This window comes from Actinacidiphila sp. bgisy160 (genome assembly GCF_057707815.1).
Genome location: NZ_JBYIQW010000020.1, coordinates 15,298 through 33,326, shown reverse-complemented (window position 1 = coordinate 33,326; position 18,029 = coordinate 15,298). Strand labels below are relative to the sequence as shown.

13 protein-coding genes are annotated in these 18,029 nt (G+C 74.0%); 5 read left to right on the top strand and 8 right to left on the bottom strand.

Annotated features, from left to right (window positions below; all coding sequences use genetic code 11):
* Positions 1 to 36: 36 nt before the first annotated feature.
* A complete protein-coding gene (locus AC3EUJ_RS17920) occupies positions 37 to 615 on the top strand; it encodes a hypothetical protein (protein WP_431962419.1) in 579 nt (192 codons plus the stop codon).
* Here the strand turns inward: AC3EUJ_RS17920 and AC3EUJ_RS17915 are convergent.
* Entirely contained in the window at positions 503 to 997 is a 495-nt protein-coding gene (locus tag AC3EUJ_RS17915; RefSeq protein WP_431962417.1) for a PaaI family thioesterase, read from the bottom strand. The genes AC3EUJ_RS17920 and AC3EUJ_RS17915 overlap by 113 nt on opposite strands.
* A 94-nt stretch (positions 998 to 1,091) precedes the next feature.
* Here AC3EUJ_RS17915 and AC3EUJ_RS17910 point away from each other — a divergent pair, with 94 nt between their 5' ends.
* Positions 1,092 to 1,559: a winged helix-turn-helix transcriptional regulator gene (locus tag AC3EUJ_RS17910; protein WP_431962415.1), complete on the top strand. Its 468-nt coding sequence runs from the start codon at positions 1,092 to 1,094 to the stop codon at positions 1,557 to 1,559.
* Here AC3EUJ_RS17910 and AC3EUJ_RS17905 read toward each other — a convergent pair.
* From AC3EUJ_RS17905 to AC3EUJ_RS17885, 5 genes are all read right to left on the bottom strand, one after another.
* A complete protein-coding gene (locus AC3EUJ_RS17905; protein ID WP_431962413.1) occupies positions 1,520 to 6,352 on the bottom strand; it encodes a DNA repair ATPase in 4,833 nt (1,610 codons plus the stop codon). The genes AC3EUJ_RS17910 and AC3EUJ_RS17905 overlap by 40 nt on opposite strands.
* A 35-nt stretch (positions 6,353 to 6,387) precedes the next feature.
* The gene (locus AC3EUJ_RS17900) at positions 6,388 to 8,400 is read right to left on the bottom strand and encodes a flotillin family protein (protein WP_431962411.1); all 2,013 of its coding nucleotides are present in this window, start codon (positions 8,398 to 8,400) and stop codon (positions 6,388 to 6,390) included.
* A 57-nt stretch (positions 8,401 to 8,457) separates the two neighbouring features.
* Positions 8,458 to 9,126 (bottom strand): hypothetical protein, encoded by a 669-nt coding sequence (locus AC3EUJ_RS17895; protein ID WP_431962409.1) that lies wholly within the window; start codon positions 9,124 to 9,126, stop codon positions 8,458 to 8,460.
* Between the two features lie 141 nt (positions 9,127 to 9,267).
* On the bottom strand, positions 9,268 to 10,368 hold the full coding sequence (locus AC3EUJ_RS17890) for a PucR family transcriptional regulator (RefSeq protein ID WP_431962407.1): 1,101 nt from the start codon (positions 10,366 to 10,368) through the stop codon (positions 9,268 to 9,270).
* Positions 10,369 to 10,587: 219 nt separating this feature from the next.
* Positions 10,588 to 11,577 (bottom strand): winged helix-turn-helix domain-containing protein, encoded by a 990-nt coding sequence (locus tag AC3EUJ_RS17885; protein WP_431962405.1) that lies wholly within the window; start codon positions 11,575 to 11,577, stop codon positions 10,588 to 10,590.
* Between the two features lie 58 nt (positions 11,578 to 11,635).
* Between AC3EUJ_RS17885 and AC3EUJ_RS17880 the strand changes: the two genes are divergently transcribed.
* Complete coding sequence (locus AC3EUJ_RS17880) at positions 11,636 to 12,898, top strand: MFS transporter (protein ID WP_431962403.1); 1,263 nt, start codon at positions 11,636 to 11,638, stop codon at positions 12,896 to 12,898.
* A gap of 32 nt (positions 12,899 to 12,930) precedes the next feature.
* Here the strand turns inward: AC3EUJ_RS17880 and AC3EUJ_RS17875 are convergent, their stop codons facing one another.
* On the bottom strand, positions 12,931 to 14,553 hold the full coding sequence (locus AC3EUJ_RS17875; protein ID WP_431962401.1) for an FAD-binding oxidoreductase: 1,623 nt from the start codon (positions 14,551 to 14,553) through the stop codon (positions 12,931 to 12,933).
* Positions 14,554 to 14,666: 113 nt separating this feature from the next.
* Between AC3EUJ_RS17875 and AC3EUJ_RS17870 the strand changes: the two genes are divergently transcribed.
* Positions 14,667 to 15,278, top strand: coding sequence for a TetR/AcrR family transcriptional regulator (locus tag AC3EUJ_RS17870; RefSeq protein WP_431962399.1), 612 nt, complete (start codon positions 14,667 to 14,669; stop codon positions 15,276 to 15,278).
* Positions 15,279 to 15,316: 38 nt separating this feature from the next.
* On the opposite strand, the gene AC3EUJ_RS17865 is transcribed toward AC3EUJ_RS17870, so the two are convergent.
* Positions 15,317 to 16,057 (bottom strand): TSUP family transporter, encoded by a 741-nt coding sequence (locus AC3EUJ_RS17865; protein WP_431962397.1) that lies wholly within the window; start codon positions 16,055 to 16,057, stop codon positions 15,317 to 15,319.
* 257 nt (positions 16,058 to 16,314) lie between these two features.
* On the opposite strand from AC3EUJ_RS17865, the gene AC3EUJ_RS17860 reads away from it, so the two are divergent.
* The gene (locus tag AC3EUJ_RS17860) at positions 16,315 to 17,952 is read left to right on the top strand and encodes a phosphodiester glycosidase family protein (RefSeq protein ID WP_431962395.1); all 1,638 of its coding nucleotides are present in this window, start codon (positions 16,315 to 16,317) and stop codon (positions 17,950 to 17,952) included.
* Positions 17,953 to 18,029: the final 77 nt, after the last annotated feature.

Here is an 18,029-nt window from a genome sequence, read left to right as displayed (position 1 = left end):
GTCGCGCGAACCGCTACGGACGGGCATCATCCCCCGGTGAGCATCGTGGTGGAGTTCTTCGCGGCGCCGGACGACACCGCGGCGGCCTCGGTCCTGCGGACCGGGACGGTGCGCGGGTTCGCCTCGTTCACCGTCGGGAACCTCGACCCCGAAGAGGCCCTGGTCGCGTGGGAATGCCTGCTCACCGGCGGCGGCTTCGAGGACCCCGTCGGCGCGGGCGAGCCCCGTGTCGTCGCCGAGGCGGATCACGGCGAGCACGTCGTCCTCGCGCTCTCGCCGCGGCTGGCGGCGGCGCTCACCGGGACCGAGCACTCACGGCTGTGCGAGGTCGCCGTGGCGTGGGCGGGACAGCGCGCGGCGGAGGGCGCGATCATCGACGCGGACGTCGCCCGGGCGATCGTGGGTGATCCGGCCGTCCTCGTCGCCGGCGCGGAACGCCGTGACGAGGGCGTCTACTGCCGGGCCGGGTCAGGGGACACCCGGCGCACGGGCGCCGTAGCGGTCAGCGCGCGGGAACGGGGAAGATCATGCAGCTGCTCGTGGCGTGGGCGAGCAGGCGGTCCGCGGCGTCGAACAGCTCGGCCTGGGCGAGGGCGGTGCGGCGGCCCTGGTTGAGGACGGTGCCGACGGCGCGGACCTTCCCGGTGTCGACGGTGATCGGGCGGAGGAACTTCAGGTTGAGGTCGAGCGAGGTGTAGCCCATGCCTTCCGGGAGGACGGACTGCACGGCGCAGCCCGCGGCGGAGTCGAGGAGGGTGGCGTAGACGCCGCCGTGGACGCTGCCGATGGGGTTGTAGTGCTCCTCCCCCGGTTCCATGACGAAGACCGCGCGGCCCGCCTCGACCTCCTCCAGGGTGAATCCGAGGGTCGATGCGATGGGCGGTGCGGGAAGGCGCCCGGCCAGCACGTCGCGGAGGAACTCCAGACCGCTCGTACGGCCGACCGCGGCCGCGGAGACCTTGGGGTCCCCCCATTCGAACGTGCGTGACCTCGTCATGGGGCGTTCCCTCCCTGACCGACTGACTTCGACATCCGAAGTTAGCCAGGGGGACATCTGGATGTCAATGCCGAAGCCAGCCTACGATGACCGCATGACCTGGCTGGACACCAGTACCGAGAACTGCACGGTACAGCGCACCCTCGACCTCGTCGGCGAGAAGTGGTCGCTGCTGGTGCTGCGCGACGCCATGAACGGCGTACGCCGCTTCGACGACTTCCGCCGGCACATGGGGCTGTCCGAGGCAGTGCTGGCGGACCGGCTGCGCAAGCTGGTCGCCGCGGGGATCCTGGACACCGTCCCGTACCGCGAGCCGGGCAGCCGTACCCGCAACGAGTACCGGCTCACGCCCAAGGGCTGGGACCTGTGGCCCGCGATGATCGCCCTCAAGCAGTGGGGCGACCGGTACACCGCCGACCCGGAGGGTCCGCCCCTGGAGGTCCGCCACCGCGACTGCGGCGAGCCCGTCGAGGCGGTCGTCGTCTGCGCCGGCGGCCACGACGCGCTCGCCCCCCGGCAGGCCTACACCCGGCCCGGCGCCTCCGCCCGCAGGCCGGGCTGACCCGCCGCGCGGCCCCGGCGGTGCGCGGCCTTGACCTCCTCCCAGCGCGCCGCCTGACCGGCGGTCAGCGTGCCGCGCAGCTCCGCGAGCTTGAGGAGGTTGGCCTCGGCTGCCGAAGTGAGGGTCTGGGCCTCGGCGCGGTAGTGGTCGTCGACGAGGGCGTCGAGTTCGGCGTCGTTCATCACCGGGGAGATGCGCTCGGCGAGCTGGTTCATGTTGCGGTAGGAGCCCTGCAGCCGGAAGGCCGGTTCGGTGCGCGCCTCGTCGGACTGCGCGGCGGATGCCACGTAGGCGCGGTTGACGGCCAGTACGGTGCGCTGCGCGCGCAACAGCAGGCGGAGGACGGCGACGACGCGGTCCCGTTCGGCCGGCGGGTAGGGGTGCGCGAGCCGCTCGGCGTGCGCGGTGCCGTCGCCCCGGGCCAGGCGCAGCAGGATCTCCAGGTCCGCGACGTCGCGACCGGCGAGCGGGGCCAGCACGGGGTTCGAGGTGAGGGCGTTCTCGGTGAAACTGAGGGCGAAGAGCTCCTCGCGCCCGGTGAGGACGTCGCCGAGGTTCCACACGTCGGCACGGTTGGCGAGCATGTCGGGGACGCGGAAGCGGGCCCCGGACTCGGTGTGGGGGTTGCCGGACATGACGACGGCGAAGCGCTTGCCCCTCAGGTCGTACGTGCCGAGGCGGCGTTGGCCGTCGCAGAGCGGGATGAACCGCTGCAGCAGTTCCGGTGACACGTGCTGAACGTCGTCGAGGTAGAGCAGCACGTTGTTCGCGGCCGCGAGGGCGAAGTGGATCTTGCGGATCTCCGGGTGGTCGTCGTCGAGTGAGGTGACCGAGGAGCCGAGCGCGGGGCCGCTGACGGTGACCAGCAGCATGCCCAGACGCTCGGCGACGTACTCCACGAGACTGGTCTTGCCGTAGCCGGGGGGTGAGATCAGCAGCAGTAGACCGGAGTTGTCGGTGCGACGGATCTCCCCCGCGGCACCGATCTGGCGGGCGAGGTTGTCGCCGACGAGCGGGAGGTAGACCTCGTTCAGCAGCCGGTTGCGGACGAAGGTCGTCAAGGGTGAGGGCCGGAGGTCGTCCAGGCGCAGCCGGGCGCGCTCCCGCGCGAGGAGATCGCCGCGCAGGCGACGGTAGGCCTGGAAGGCGGGCACGCGCTCGGCACGGAAGGCGGCGGTGCGGGCCAGGAACTCGTCCAGGCGGAGGCTGAGGGTGCCGTGCCGGACGAGAGGGTGGCGGCCACGCAGGCCGTCGACGCGGGCGGTGAGTTCTGCCGCGCTGTCGCGACGGGGCAGCCGGTCCCGGTCCAGCAGTTGGAGGGTGATGGCCTCGGCCAGGTCGCCGGGCCTCACGTCCTCGCCGCTGGAGGTGAGGAACGAACCCAGCCAGGCCTCGACGAGTTGACGGCGCGCGGGCAGCGAGGGGAGGTCGTCCGGGAGCGCGGCCAAGGCGGCGCCGGGCCCGCGGCCGTCAGTGCCGGTCCGGAACTTCTCCAGCAGGCCGCGCGCGGTGGCGGCGGTGACGAAGGAGACCCCGTCCCGGCCCTGCTCGTCCGTCCCGGTGTCCCCAGCGCGGGCGATTTCTTCGAAGAGGTACTCGCCCGCGAGCTCGGTGCCCCGCGGGTCGAGACCGGCGGCGTCGGTGAAAGCGGTGATCGACCCGGCCAGTTCGCGGCCCAGCGCGCCGACGGCCGGAGCGGGGCCGAACGTGGCGCGTGCTTGACCCAGCGAGGCCGCCCGGGCGGCCCAGGCGGTGCGGGCCGTGTCGTCGCAGCCGTACACCCAGAACATCTGGGCGGCGGCACGGGCCGCGGCCGGGTAGCGGAGCAGCCCGGCCTCCGCCCGGAGCCGCAGCAGCGCCTCGAGGACGGCGGTGGCGTCGTGGTCGTGGACGCCGCGCTCGTAACCTTCGTCGAAGCGGGACTCGGCGGCCTCGCGCACAACGTCGAGGAGCCGGCCCGAGGCCGCCGCCTCGTCCAGGACGTCCGGCGGATCGGTCTCCGCCAGGAGGGTCGCGGCGAGGTACTCGGCGCGGTAGACCTCGGCGGTCTCGGAGACCAGGTGCTGGTCCCAGTAGGGGCGTGTGGCGGCGAACCCGGGGTCCAGGACGGGGGCCCGGTAGTCGGTGCCGGTGAGGGCGTAGGCCAGGGCGCCCTCGTGCGGCACGAGCGTCAGCGACGTACGCCCGTCGGCGACCGCGAAGCGGTGGCGCCCGAGGCGGACGGTGGTGCCGCCGTCGCCCGCGTCGAGCAGGTCGGCGCGGTCGCGCAGCATCCGGCCCGCCTGCCGGCGGGCCCCCTGGAGGCGCCCTTCCCATTCCCCGGCCCGTACGGGGTCGCCGAGCGCGCGCAGTTCGTCGCAGATACGGCGCAGCCTGCCGATCATGGGGTCGGAGGCGAAGTAGGTGTTCACCTCGTCCAGGGAGGCCGGCGCGGCCAGGCGCCGGTGGACGCCGTCGAGGATGCGGGCGGCGGAGGCGGCCAGGTGCTCGCCGCGGCGGGCGCGTTCGTCGAGGAGGGACTGCCGGCGTGCCGAGAACGCCTCCTGGAGCTCCGCGCGCCGCTCGTCCAGGGTCTCGGAGAAGTCCGCGGACTCGCCGAAGCGGGCCTGGAGGGTCTCGATCCTCAGCAGCAACCGGGCCAGTTGCTCCTCGCACTCCTCCGGGGAGCCGGCGGCGGACAGCCCCGCGGTGACGGCCTGCGCGAGCAGGGCCGACTCGGCGGCGAACTCGGCGCGTCCCTCGCGTCCGAGGAGTTCCTCGCGCCGGTTGTCGAGAGCGGCCCTGACCCGGTTGGCGTCGGCGAGGACCGCGCCGATCCGCTCCAGGACAAAGGTGCGCAGCAGCGGGTCGGCGATGTCCAGGTCGGCCACCACGTCCCCGACCGTCCGCAGGTCCTCGGTCTGCCGGGCGAGCCGTTCGGCGAGCGGCGCCGCGTCCGCGGTGGTGGCGACGGCGGCCACCTCGTCCGCCAGCGCCGTGACGTCCTGGTGGTGGCGGACGAAGGCGTCCTCGCGGCCCAGGAAGGCCACCGCCCGGCGGGCCGCCTCGGCGAGGTCGTCCGCGAGTCCGGCGCCCAGCCGGTCGATGCGTGCGCTGTCGGCGTGGCGCATCTCGCGCACCGACTCCAGCCGGCCCTGCGCGCGGCGCAGTCCGGTGAGGTGCAGCACCCAGTCGCCGGCGTTCTCCGGTTCCCGGTCGCGGCCGCGCCGTACGAGGGCGGCGATCTCCGCGGCGGTCTCGTCGAGGACCCCGGCCGCCCGCGCGGTCAGTGCCGTGACCGCCTCGAACTCCTCCAGCGCCTGCAGCGCGGTGGCGCGCACCGCCTCCAGCGGCTCGTGCAGGGTGCCGAGGCCGGTCCCGGTGAGCCAGGGGTGCCGGTCGGCGATCCGCTCGCAGGCGGCGGCGATCGCCTCGTACACGGCGGCGGCCGGGTTCGCCCCCTCGGCCGTCCGGACGACGGCGAGGCAGTCGGCGATGCCCGCGACCAGGTCGGCGTTGCCCACGCGGCCGAGCGGGCCGGCGTCCGCCGGCCCGGCCGCGTGGCTGTCGGAGGTGAACGGGGTCTGCCAGACCTGCAGCGGATGCCTGCGGGACGGCTCGCCCGGCTCGTCGCGCAGCAGCACCAGGGTGCCGTCGTCGAGCAGGGTCCAGCCGCGGCAGGACAGGGGGTGGGTGACCTCGCCGTGGATCGCGTTGTAGGGCAGCAGCAGGGTGCGTCCCTCGGCGCGGGAGTGGAAGACGTAGAGCACGTCCTCGCCGTTGGGCGCGCGGACGACGCGTTCGGATTCCAGGCCGCCGGTGGGGACGTCGAAGGTCCTTACGGCACCGGTGGCCAGGCAGTAGCCGCCGGGGAAGACGATGCCCTGTTCGCCGGGCAGGGTGAGGCAGGCCTGGCCGACGGCGTCGAGCCGGGTGGCCTCGCGGGTGCGGGTGTTGACGACCAGATGCCGCGCCCGGGTCTCGTTGTACGGCCGCACCCGCAGCAGGATCAGCGCCCCGGCGCGGGCGTGGGCGATCGCCGCGTCGGCGAGGGACTGCAGCGGCTCGTCCACCGGCTCGCGGTGGATGCCGTCCGGGGTGCCGGTGTCGTTCTCGGCCTTGACGGTCAGGCTGCCGCCGACGGTGGACACGAAGACCTCGCCCTCGACGGACACGTGCGGGTGGCGGCCCAGGACGTGGTCGTCGCGGGTGGCCTCCCGCCAGGTCATGTCGTACGCGGGCGGCGTGACGAGGTCGCGTTCGCCGCGGGCGTCGAGGTAGCGGACGGTACCGTCGGCGCCGAGTCGCCAGCGCAGCGCCCGGACGTCGGTGAGGGCGGGGCCGGTACGGAAGACCGCCAGCAGGGTGCCGTCCACGACGCGCAGCCGGTCGAGTCGGGCATCGCGGTAGTAGCGGTGCAGTTCGGTGAAGTCCTGCCGGAAGACGGGGTCGTCCAGCAGTCCGGGGACGGCGTCGGCGGCGGCCGGCGCGAAGCCGGGGACCTCGTGGAGCGAGAAGACGTCCTCGGGCGTGCCGGCGCCGTCCGGCACCCGCAGTCCGAGCAGCAGCCGGCCGCCGACGGCGACGACGTCGGCCGGCGCGCCCCGCCGGGCGGTACGCGCGTGGCCGCCGTGCACCGGCCGCAGCTCGCCGCCGCCGAACGCCTCGACGCGACGGGCGTTCAGCTCCCGTGCCCGTGCGCCGAGTTCCCGTGCGGCCGCGGTCAGGCGGCCGCGCAGCACCTCGTGGGTACCGGCCTCCAGTGCCGCCTCCGGCTGCCGCTCGGGGTGGTGCTGCCGCTGCTCGTCTGACATCGTGTGCGCGCTCCTTGGCTCTGTCCGGCCGGCCGTCAGACGTGCGCCGTGCCGTTGAGGCCGGCGACCGGGGTCTGGTCGAGGCCGAGTTCCCGTGCCGTGTCGAGCAGTCGCCGGAGCTGGCCGGTCCGGTCACCTCCCGCGCTGATCAGACGCATGAGCAGGGCGGAGAGCGTCAGATCGCGGACACCTGCGGCGTCCACCGAACCCAGCACGCGCGCCAGGTCGTCGGCGACGTTCGACTCGCCGTCCAGCCACGGACGGGCCAGCGCCTGGACGGTGTCGGAGTGTCCGACGAACGCGTCCACGCTCCTGCCGTACGAGACGGACTTCACCAGCCGGTCGAAGAACACGCTGTCCCCGCCGACGATGTCGATCTTGGCGTTCTCCAGACCCGCGCCGACCAGCGCCGCCTGCGCCTCGGCGATCTGCCGCTGGACGTCCAGGCCCGCCAGGCGGATGTCCTTCTCCGCCGCCAGCCGCAGCCGGTACTCCTCGTGCCCGCGCGACGCCTCGTCCAGGGCGGCCATGGCGGCCGCCTTCTCGGTGAGGCCGGCGGCCTCGGCCTTCAGCCTCTCGCCGATCTCGGTCGCGGCGGCGTGGGCCTTCTCGACGGCGACGGCGGCCTCGGCCCGTCCGGTCTTCTCGATCGCCTCGGCGTCCTTCTCGCGCACCTGCACCGCTGCCAGGCCCTCCGCGGCGGCCTCCGCCTGCACGCCCTCGGCGAGCCGGACCTTGGCCTGGGCGTCGAGTTCGGCCGCCTGCCTGCGGGCCTCGGCCAGCGTCAGCGTCTCGCGGGCCTTGTGGTGGGCCGCCGCCTCGGCCGCCTCCGCCGCCTTGATGTCCTTGACCAGCTTCTCCTGGGCCTCGGCCTCGGCGTGGATGACGACGGACTGGCGGGCGCGCTCGGCCTCCTCGACCGTGCGCAGCCGCTTGATGCTCTCCTCCTGCTCGGCGACGGTGCGGTCGACGGCCACGCGCTCGCGGATGACCTCGGCGATCTCCCGCTTCTCCCCCTCGACCTCCTTGTCCTTGGCGATGCGGGTCAGCTCGGTCTCGCGTTCGCGCGCGATGACCTCCAGCAGCCGGTCCTTCTCGATCCGCTCGTTCTCCACGGCGATGACCCGCTCGCGGTTCTTCTGGGCGACGGCGACCTCGCGGGCCTGGTTCTCGCGCTGGATGCCCAGTTGCTCCTCGGTGCGCAGGAAGGCGGCCTGGGCGTTGAGCCGCTGCTCCTCCTGGACCTGGGCGGTGGTGGCCTCCTCCTTGGCGCGCAGGGTCTCGACCTCGCGCCGCTGCCGGATCTCGGCCTCGGCCTGGCGGCGTTCCAGCTCCAGGATGGTCTCGCGGGCGTCGACGTTCTGCCGCGTGATCTCCTTCTCCTCCGTGCGCTGGTACTCGTTGGTCCGCACGTGCTCGATCGCCGTCAGCTCGGTGATCTTCCGAATGCCCTGGGCGTCCAGGATGTTGGCGGCGTCCAGCTGGGTCATCGGGGTCTGCTCGAGGAAGTCGATGGCCGCGTCGTCGAGGTGGTAGCCGTTGAGGTCGGTGCCGATGACCGAGATGATCCGGTCCCGGAACTCCTCGCGCTTGGTGTAGAGGTCGACGAAGTCCAGTTGCTTGCCGACCGTCTTCAGCGCCTCGGAGAACTTGGCGGCGAAGAACTGCTGGATCGTCTCCTGGCTGCTGGCCCGTTCCGTGCCGATGGACTGGGCCACCTTGATGACGTCCTCGACGGTCTTGTTGACCCGTACGAAGAAGTTGATGTGGATGTCGGCGCGGATGTTGTCCCGGCAGATCAGGCCCTCGCGGCCGGTGCGGCGGATCTCGACGGTCTTCACCGAGATGTCCATGACCTCGGCCTTGTGCAGCACGGGCAGCACCACGGCACCGGTGAAGGTGACGTCGACCTTCTTGGCCTTGGAGATGATCAGGGCCTTGCCCTGCTCGACCTTGCGGAAGAGCCGGCTGACGATCAGGAGCATGCCCAGGGCGATGAGCAGGACGACGGCGACGAGCACGCCGATCCCGATGGTGATGGCGTCCATCAGCGATCCTCGGGTGGGAAGAGGTGGAAGAGCGGAAGACGGGGTGGGACGGCGGGCTCAGCCGGCCGGAGGGCGATCCGGATCGAGCGCGGCGTCGTACGGCGCGACCAGGAAGCACTCCCGGGCGGCGTCGTAGTCGAAGATCAGGGCGGTGCTGCCGCCCACCAGGCCCTCGTCCGGCCCGGCCGTGCGCACCTGGAGGACGGCGGTCGATCCGTCGTCGGCGGTGACCTCGGCCTGCCCGAACCCGGCGCTGACGCGGCCGGTGCGGACGACACAGACCTTGCCGACGAAGTCGGTGCGCGAGGGCGCGCGTTCTCGGGGCACCAGCCGGCGCAGCGGCAGGAGCAGCACGCGCGTGCCGGTCCAGGAGCACACCAGCGCCGCGGCCAGGACGGCGGTGCCGGTCAGCGGCCCGCCGCCGGTCAGGACCCGGCCTGCCAGCGAGGCGAACCACGCGATGCTGATCAGCAACGACAGCGTGACGGTGACCGGGACCCCGCCCAGTCCGAGACCGGCGAGGAAGCCGTCGAAGCCCCCCGTGTGCTCGTGTCCGTCGTGGTGGACGTCGACGCCCTCTCCCCCGTGTCCCCCCTGCCCCCCGCCGAGGGCGTCGACGTCAAAGCCACCGAGCAGGACACTCCCCCAGTACCCGATGACCACCACGAGCGCGAAGCTGAACAGGGCGGTGGGGTAACCGAGCGCGGCTTCGGCGAAATCGCGCATCCCCCTGCCCACCCCCGCTTCGTGCAGTGGCTCCGTTGTCGGTGCCATGACGATGGTGGCAGGGCGGGTGGCCGGTGCACATTGCCGGTTCCCGGCAATTTTGACGCCTTGTTGACGGCCTGTTGACGGCGGGCCCGCGGGCTAGAGAGGCTGTTCGGGCCAGCCGAGCAGCCGGGCGCCCATCGCCGCGGTCTCCAGGGTGTAGCGGTTCAGCGGGTCGGCCGGGTCGTAGCCGGTCAGCACCTTGATCCGCTCCAGGCGGTAGGTGAACGTCCGGACCCCGAGGCCGAGTCGACGCGCTGCCTCCGCGTTGACGTGCCCGGCCTCGGCGTGCGCGGTGATGGTCTCCAGCAGCGGACCGGCCCCGCCCCGCGCCTGCTCCAAAGGCCCCAGCACGGTACGGACGAGGTCGGCCATGGCGGCCCGGTCCCGCATCAGCACGGGGAAGACCAGCAGTTCCTCGGCACGCAGCACGGGAGGATGCAGACGCAGCCGGTCGGCGACGTCCAGGGCCCCGAGGGCCTCCTCGTAGCTGCGGACGATGCCGCTCGTGCCGGAGTGGGTACGGCCGACCGCCACCCGCCGGGCCGCCCCGTACCCGGGGCCGGGGCGCAGCGCCGTGTCGGCGAACGCCTCGAAGACCGCACGCTCGTTGCCGGGGGCGATGCACACGAGCCGGCCGTCCTTGCCGACGACCAGGACGTCCCGGTCGCCGAAGCGGCCCGACAGTTCCCGCTCGATGCGCCGCACCACGGGCTGGCTGTCCTCGTACGCGTCCAGGCCGCGCGCCACGGCCACCGCGTGCCCGCCGCCCAGGCGCAGCCCGAACCGTTCGGCGCGCTCGGCGAGCCGCCCCGGGTCGCTGCGCCCGTACAGCAGGTCGTCGGCGAACTCCCTGCGGGCGGCCTCCTCCTGGCGGGCCAGGAGCCGCTGGGCACGTTCGTGGCCCTCACCGAGCGCGACCATCGCGGCGTCGAGGGCGGTCAGCACCGCCTCGCCGGCCCGCTGCACCTCAATGGCGGTGCCGGCGCCCGCCACGCCCCGCAGCGTGCCCCACGCCTCGCGGGTCGCCGTCAGGTAGGCGCCGACGACGTCGCGCAGCCCGTATCCCCCGCCGCCCGCGCGTTCGCCGGACCGGCGGAGCGCGTCCAGTTCGTCCCGTCGCGGCCGCCGGCCCGTCCCCGAGACCTCGCCCAGCATGCGCGCGTACGCCTCGAGCTCCTCCTCCGGCACGCTCCCCATGGCCCCGTCTCCCCTCCAGGCACACCTCATTGCCGTCCCCCGGCAACCTGGACCGTATCAACCCTGCCGGGACCGGTGATCACCGCCCCTATGGCGGACGATGTACCGGAGCCGGGCCAACCTCCCTTCTCCGCTGTCGGCTTGACGTACGGCCGTTCGAGGGACGATGATCTCCGCACGCTCCCCAGGTCTCCCCCCGTGGCCTGGGGAGTGCCGCGTTCAGACGCCCGCGTCCACGTCCGCGGCGAGGAGGTCGCCGGAGGCGGTGCGCCGGTAGACCACGCGGCGGTCGACACGGGTACCGGTGACCAGTCCGGCGTCGCGCAGTACGGCCAGGTGGCCGCCGACGGTTCCGAGGGACAGTCCGAGCTGGGCGGAGAGCTCGCTGGTGGTCGCGGGGCGCTCCAGTTCGTGGAGGATCGCCGCGCGGCCGGTGCCGATCAGCCGGGCCAGGGCTCGCCGGGGTTCCATGCGCGGCGCGGTCGCGGCGCTGCCCCGGGCCGGGTAGACCAGCGCGTACGACGCCGGCGGTGCCTCGCACAACCAAGTGCCCCTGGACACGGCGGCGACCGGTACGAACAGCATGCCCTCCTCGCCGACGACCCTGTCCGGGGAACCCCAGTGGCTGAAGCGGATCGCGTCCGCGCCGACCCAGGCGCTGTGCCGGCTCATCTGCTCCAGGGCGCGGGGCCAGCCATAGGCGGCGAGCAGCCCGGCCCGGTAGGTGACGTCCCGCTCCAGCAGGGCCCGGCGGCGGGGCCAGTCCGGGGCGACGTGGGCGGTCCAGGCGCGCCGGAAGACCTCGGCGGTCCTGGCGGCAAGGTCGCGTCCGGTGAGCCAGCGAAGGTCGTGCTCCTTCCAGCTGTGCGCCACCGACTTCTCCAGTTCGGCGCGCACCTGCGCGTCGGGCACGCGGGCCACCGCTGCCAGTTCGCTGTCGATCGTGGTCTGCATACCACCGGCCGGCGGCAGGACGATGTGCGCCGGCATCCACTTCGTGGAGGCCAGCAGCCGCAGCAGGCCCTTGGCGAAGGGGTCGGCGTCGACCGCGGCGCTGAACGCCCCTCGGTGGCGGTCGTACCAGGAGGCCAGCCACGGGTCGCAGTACCCGGCGCCCAGCACCCACAGTGACGCGAGGGTCTCGGCCAGCGGCGACAGGGCGAACCGGGACCGCGACAGGGCCAGGGAACTCAGCCTCAACAAGGTCATCTTTCGCCTCCCGCCGAAACGATAGTGCCCCGCGCGGCGCCTCCAGCAGACTCCGCCCGTGCTCCCACCCCCTCCACCACGCCGTGACTTCCGCTGGTTCCTCACCGCCCAGACCGTGTCGCTGCTCGGCAGCGCGATGGCGCCCGTCGCGCTGGCGTTCGCGGTCCTCGACTCCTCGGACGCCCTCGGCGACCTCGGCGTGGTCCTCACCGCGTACATGGTGCCGCTGCTGGTGTTCCTGCTCGTCGGGGGCGCCACGGCCGACCGGCTGCCGCGCCGGACGGTGCTGGTGGCGGCGAACCTCGGTTCGGCCGTCACCCAGGGCTCCGTCGCCGCGCTGCTGCTCACCGGGCGGTACGCCCTGTGGCCGGTCGCGGCGCTGGGATTCCTCAACGGCGTGCTCGCCGCCTTCACCACGCCGGCGCTGCGCGGCATCGTGCCCGAACTCGTTGCCGGGGACCGGATCCGGCAGGCGAACGCGTTGCTGGGCTCGGTGCGCAATGGCGCGAAGATCCTCGGGCCGAGTCTTTCCGGCGTCCTGGCGGCGTCCGTCGGCGGCGGTCCGGCCATCGCCTTCGACGCGCTGACCTACCTCCTCGCCGCCGGCTGCCTCACGCGCCTGTCGTCCCTCACCACCCCTGCCGCGGCAGGTCGCCGCCCGGGGCTGTTCGCCGACATCCGTGAGGGCTGGGCCGCGTACCGCCGGATCCGCTGGGTCTGGACGGTGTCGCTGTGCTTCTGCGTGGTCAATCTGGTGCAGGTCGGCAGCTGGCAGATCCTGGGCCCCGTGCTCACCCGGCAGATCGCCGACGAGGCCGCCTGGGGCTTCGTGCTCAGCGCGCGCGGCGTCGGACTGCTGGTGATGAGCGCGTTGATGTACCGGCTGGCGGCCCGTCATCTGCTGCGGCTGAGTGTGCTGGCGGGCGTGCTCGGCGCACTGCCCCTGCTCACGCTCGGCACGCACCTGGGCGCCCCGTGGCTGATCGCCGCCGCCTTCACCGCCGGGCTGGGCTCGTCGGTCGCGGCTGTCGGCTGGGACACCTCCCTCCAGGAACACGTGCCGCCCGACGCCCTGTCCCGTGTGTCGTCCTTCGACGACCTGCTGTCCTACATCGCCATCCCGGTCGGCCAGCTCAGTGTGGGGCCGCTCGCCGACCACGTCGGCGGGTACCGGGTGGCCGCGGCCGCCGGGGTCGTCCACGCCGTCGCGGCCCTGGCCCCGATGGCCTCGGCGGCCGTACGCCGCCTGCCCCACGGCCGTCCCGCCGCCGCGCACGCCGAGGGGGCGTCCGCCGCGCCGCCCGAGCCGATCGGCCGTTGAGCACGGCGGCCGGCGGAGCGAGCAGGCGAGGCTCAGCCCGCGGGCAGCAGCACGCCCGGGTTGAGGATGCCCGCGGGGTCCAGGGCGGACTTCGCGGCGGTGAGGGCGGCGGCGAAGGGGCCGGGGCGCTGGGTGTCGTACCAGGGACGGTGGTCGCGGCCGACGGCGTGGTGGTGGGTGATCGTGCCGCCATGGTCGGCGATGGCCTGGGAGACGGCGGCCTTGATGTCGTCCCACTGGTCCACCGTGCTGCCCCAGCGGCCCGCGGCGTAGATCCCGAAGTAGGGGGCGGGCCCGTCGGGGTGGACGTGGCTGAACCGGCAGGTGACGACTCCTGTGCCGCAGACGGTGCGGATCGCCTCGTTCGCGGCCTGGGTGACCGCCGCGTGGAGCTCCTCGAAGCGGTCCCAGGTACAGGCGGTCTCGAAGGTCTCCACGACCAGGGACTGCTGGGCCAGGGCGTCGCGCTGATAGGGCATGCGCAGGAAGGACGAACGCCAGGAACGGTCCGCCCCGGCTCCCCTATCCCCGGACGCGCCGTCCGCGCCCGTGTCCGTGTGACGGGCCGGCTCGGGGACGTGGCCGCCGTGGTCGCGGCACAGCTCCAGGGCTCGGTCCATCCAGGGTTCCAACGGGTGGTCGGCTGACTCGAAGGCCAGGATCAGGACGCTGTCGCCGGTGGTGACGCCCGCGTTGACGAGCGCCTCGGCGGGGTCCAGCAGACGGCAGTTCGACGGGTGGAGCCCGGACTGGGCCAGGGCACGGGTGGCGGTGACGGCCGCCGTGAACCCGGCGAAGTGGACGGAGGCGTTCGCCCGCCACCGGGGGCGTCGCTGCAGGCGCATCCAGGCCTCCGTGATGACCCCGAGGGTGCCCTCGGAGCCGAGGAACATCCGGTCGGGCGACGGCCCCGCGCCCGAGGCGGGCAGCCGCCGCGACTCGCCGGTGCCCGACGGCGTCACGACGCGCAGGGCCTGCGTCAGATCGTCGATGTGGGTCCAGAGGGTGGCGTAGTGGCCGCCCGCACGAGTGGCCAGCCAGCCGCCGAGGGTGGAGTACTCGAAGGACTGCAGGAAGTGACGCAGCGTCAGTCCTGAGGGCCGCAGTTGCTCCTCCAGGTGCGGGCCGAGCACGCCGGCCTGGATCCGGGCCGACCGGCTCACCGGATCGATCTCCAGGACGCGGTCGAGGTGCCCCATGTCGAGGGTCACCGCGCGGCGGCCGTCGGCGAGGCGGGGTTCCACGCCGCCGACGACGGAACTGCCTCCGCCGAAGGGGATGACGGCGATCCGCTCGCGGGTGCACCAGTCGAGGAGGTCGACGACGTCCCGCTCGGTGCGGGGGCGGGCGACGAGGTCGGGGGCGTGGCGCAGGTCGCCGCGCAGGTTGCGGACGACGTCCCGGAAGGCCTTGCCGTGGGTGTGCGCGGCCCGGTCGTACGGGGTGCCGGAGCACAGGTGGGCCAGCGGCGGCGGCGCCGTGACCCGTACGGGCGGCAGGGCGAGGGAAGCGACGTCCGGGGGAAGGTGGACGGTGAGGTCGGCACCCGGGAGCAGTCCGGCCACCCGGTCGGTGAGCGCGGTGCGTTCGGCGCCCCGCACCGCGTGCTCGACGATGCCCCATCCCCACCACGACCGTGTGCCCGCGCGCGTCATGCGTGTCCGCCCTTCACCGGCTCGATATGACCAGAAGGTAAATTACCACTCAGTCACATCGGCCGGGAGGGTGAACTGACCTCGAGGTCAGTTCACTGCCTACAATCACGGACGTGGCGAGCGCGAGAACCCGTACCGCGGGCACCAAGGGCGTGCCCCGCGCCGAGCGCGAGGAGCAGCTGCTCACCGCGGCCGTCGAGGAGTTCGGCCGCCGCGGCTACGGCGGTGCGTCGATGGCCGCCATCGCCGAGCGGGTCGGCGTCACCAAGCCGCTGCTGTACCAGTACTTCGGATCCAAGGACGCGCTGTACGCCGCCGCCTTGGAGCGCGTCGCCGGCTCGCTGACGCGCGCGCTCACCGACGCGCTGGTCCCGGGGGTCACCTCGCCGGGCACGCCGTTGTCCGTACTGCGCGCGGTCTTCACCACGCTGGAGGGCCGGCGCCACGCCTGGTTCGTGCTGTACGACCGGACGTTGCCCGCCACGGGTCCGCCGCGCGAGGCGGCCGAACGCCACCGTGCCGTCATCGACGGGCTGGCGGCCGCGGGCAGCGCGGAGTTCCTCGCCGCCCGCGGGATCGAGGACCCGCTGGACCGCGACGCGCTCGAGCAGCTGTGGACCGGCACGGTCAGCACCCTGGTCACCTGGTGGATCCACCATCCCGGCGAGTCCGCGCAGGACATGGCGGAGCGCTGCCGGCGGCTGATCACCGCGATCGTCAGCTGAGCCCGCACGTGCCGCCGCTCGCGGCACACCCGGGCCGCTCAGAGGGTGACGAGGCGTATCGCGGCGAGGAGGGTCAGGGCGACCGTGACGCGCTCGAAGACCTTCGGGCTGATGCGGCTGATCGTCGCGCGGCCGGCGGCGGCCCCCGCCAGCACGGCCGGGGCGGCCGTCGCGCCGAAGGCCAGCGTGCCGGGTGTGATCAGCCCCAGGCCGACGCTGAAGGGCACCTTGAAGGCGTTGAGCAGCAGGAAGAACCAGGCGCTGGTGCCGAGGAAGCCCAGCATCGGCAGCCCCACGGCCAGGAAGTACAGCGACATGATCGGGCCCGCCGCATTGGCCGTCATCGTGGCGAAGCCCGCCAGGATCCCGGCGCCGGCGGCGACGGCCCTGTGCTTCGCCACCGGGTCGTCCGGGCCCCGGCGCCGGCTCCACCAGTGGACGGCGAGCATCGACAGCAGCAGCGCGCCGATGAGTTCGCGCATGCGCGTGTCGTCGACCCGGTCGACGACCACCGCGCCCAGCAGCACCCCGGCCACGACCCACGGGAAGAGCCGCACCAGCCGGCCCCAGTCGGCGTGCCGGCGGTAGACGGCCACGGCCACGACGTCGCCGACGAGGAGCAGGGGCAGCAGCACGCCGGTGGACAGCTTGGCCGGCAGCACCAGCGCGAACAGTGCTACCCCCACCGTCCCGGCCCCGGTCACGCCGGTCTTGGAGTAGCCGACGAGGAAGAGGGCGAGCAGCGCGACGGCCCACTGCGCCGGGTCGAGCGAGGGCATCAGGGCCGCCGGGGGACGGAGAGTGCGAAGGTCACGGCACGTTCTTACCGGGCCCCCGGACCGGCGCCGCGACCGGGGTGGGCCCGGTGGCGCGACCGCGGACAACTCCGCCCTCGTCGCCCCCGGTTTGTCATCGAGGGTTCCCCCGGGGTCCGTCGCCTGGTGGGTTGCCCGTCCCGGTGCGGGTCTGGGATGGCGGATCAAGGCCCGGGCCGCGCCACTGCACCGCCCGGTGGAACCGAACGTCAGGAGTGGGTATGTCCGTCACAGCCGCCGAACCGCGCGACGGGGCGCGCCGGGTGGGGCAGGCCGCACGGAGGGGGGCGGTGTTCGCCGCCGCCCTCACGCTGGTCGCCGTCGTCCCGCCGGCCGTCGCGGGGGCGCAGTCGCCCACCGCCTCCGGCACGCGGGGGATCGCGTGGACGACGCGGCAGGTGGCACCCGGCCTGGAGGTCCGCAGCGGCGTGCGGCGTGACCCCTCGGCCGGCGGGGTGTGGACGGTGACCGTGCAGGCCCCCGCCGTCAACCGGCTGACGGGCGCCGCGACGTGGGCTCCGCTGGGGGACCGCGCCTGGGCCGACGCGACCGCCGGGCGGCTGCGGGAGGCCGGGTTCGAGCCGCGGCTGGAGGCGGTGGAGTGGGACACCTACGCCGACACGCCGCGCGGCGTGATGGGCTGGCAGGTCAGGGTCGGCCGGTACACCACGCAGGCCGAGGCGGGCCCGGCGAACGCCGCGGTCGTGGCCGCCGGTTTCCGTACGGCGACGGAGTGGACCGGTTACGACGGACGGCAGGCCGCCGACGGCGAGCGCGTCCACGTGGCCGTGGTGGACCCGGCGCGGCTGCGCGGGTCGGTCGAGGTCAGCGACGGCGGCAACGTCGCCGACCGGGAGAAGACCTCGGCGGTCGCCGGCCGGCTGGGGTCGCTGCTCGGCGTGAACGGCGGCTTCTTCATCACCTCGGACGCCGACGGCGTCCAGGGCACCGTCGCGGGTCTGTCCGCGGTGGACGGCAAGCTGGAGTCGATGGCGGCCGGTTCGCGTGCGGCACTCATCCTCGGCGACGGCGGGCGGCGGCCGCGGATCGCGGACCTGTCCACCACGGTCACCGTGCGGGCCGGTTCCGCCCGGTACGCCGTGCAGGGCATCAACCGCCTGCCGGGCAAGGTGCGCAACTGCGGCCGTCCCGGCGGCGTCCCGACCGAACGGCCGCGCCACGACACGACCTGCACCCTGGCGGACGACCTGGTGGAGTTCACCCCCGCCTTCCGGGCGGCGCTACCCACCGGCGGCGGTGTGCAGGTGGTGCTCGACGCGCACGGGACCGTGCTCTCCACCGGCGCCCGCGGCGGCTCCGTGCCCGAGCGCGGCACGGTGCTGCAGGGCACCGGCGCCGCGGCGACGTGGCTCACGGAGCACGCCCGGACCGGCGGGCGACTGGTCGTACGGCAGGTCGTCCGGGACGCCGCGGGGCGTCAGGTCCGTCTCGGCCCCGGCGACAGCATCGTGAGCGCGGCGCCCACCTTGGTGGAGGACGGCCGCGTGCACATCGACGCCGCCGGCGAGGGCACCTTGGACCCGCTGGACCTGTCGTTCGGTTTCGCGTGGTCCAACGTGCGCCAGCCGCGGACGATGGCCGGCATCGACCGGCGGGGCCGGCTGCTGCTGGTCACGGTGGACGGGCGGCGGCCCGGGGTGAGCGAGGGCTTCACCCTCGGCGAGGCGGCCCGGTTCATGCGGTCGCTGGGCGCGGTACAGGCCCTCAACCTCGACGGCGGCGGCTCGTCGGTGATGGTGGTCGACGGCGTACTGGCCAACGTTCCCTCCGACGCGACCGGTGAGCGCGCCGTCGGCGACACGATCCAGGTCCTGCCGGGTCACCGCGGCGAGAACTGACGCGGGCCGGCGCCGTCCACCCGGCTCGCCCGCACTCCGACCACCCCGGGCCGGGCCCCGGGGTGGTCGCGGGTCCG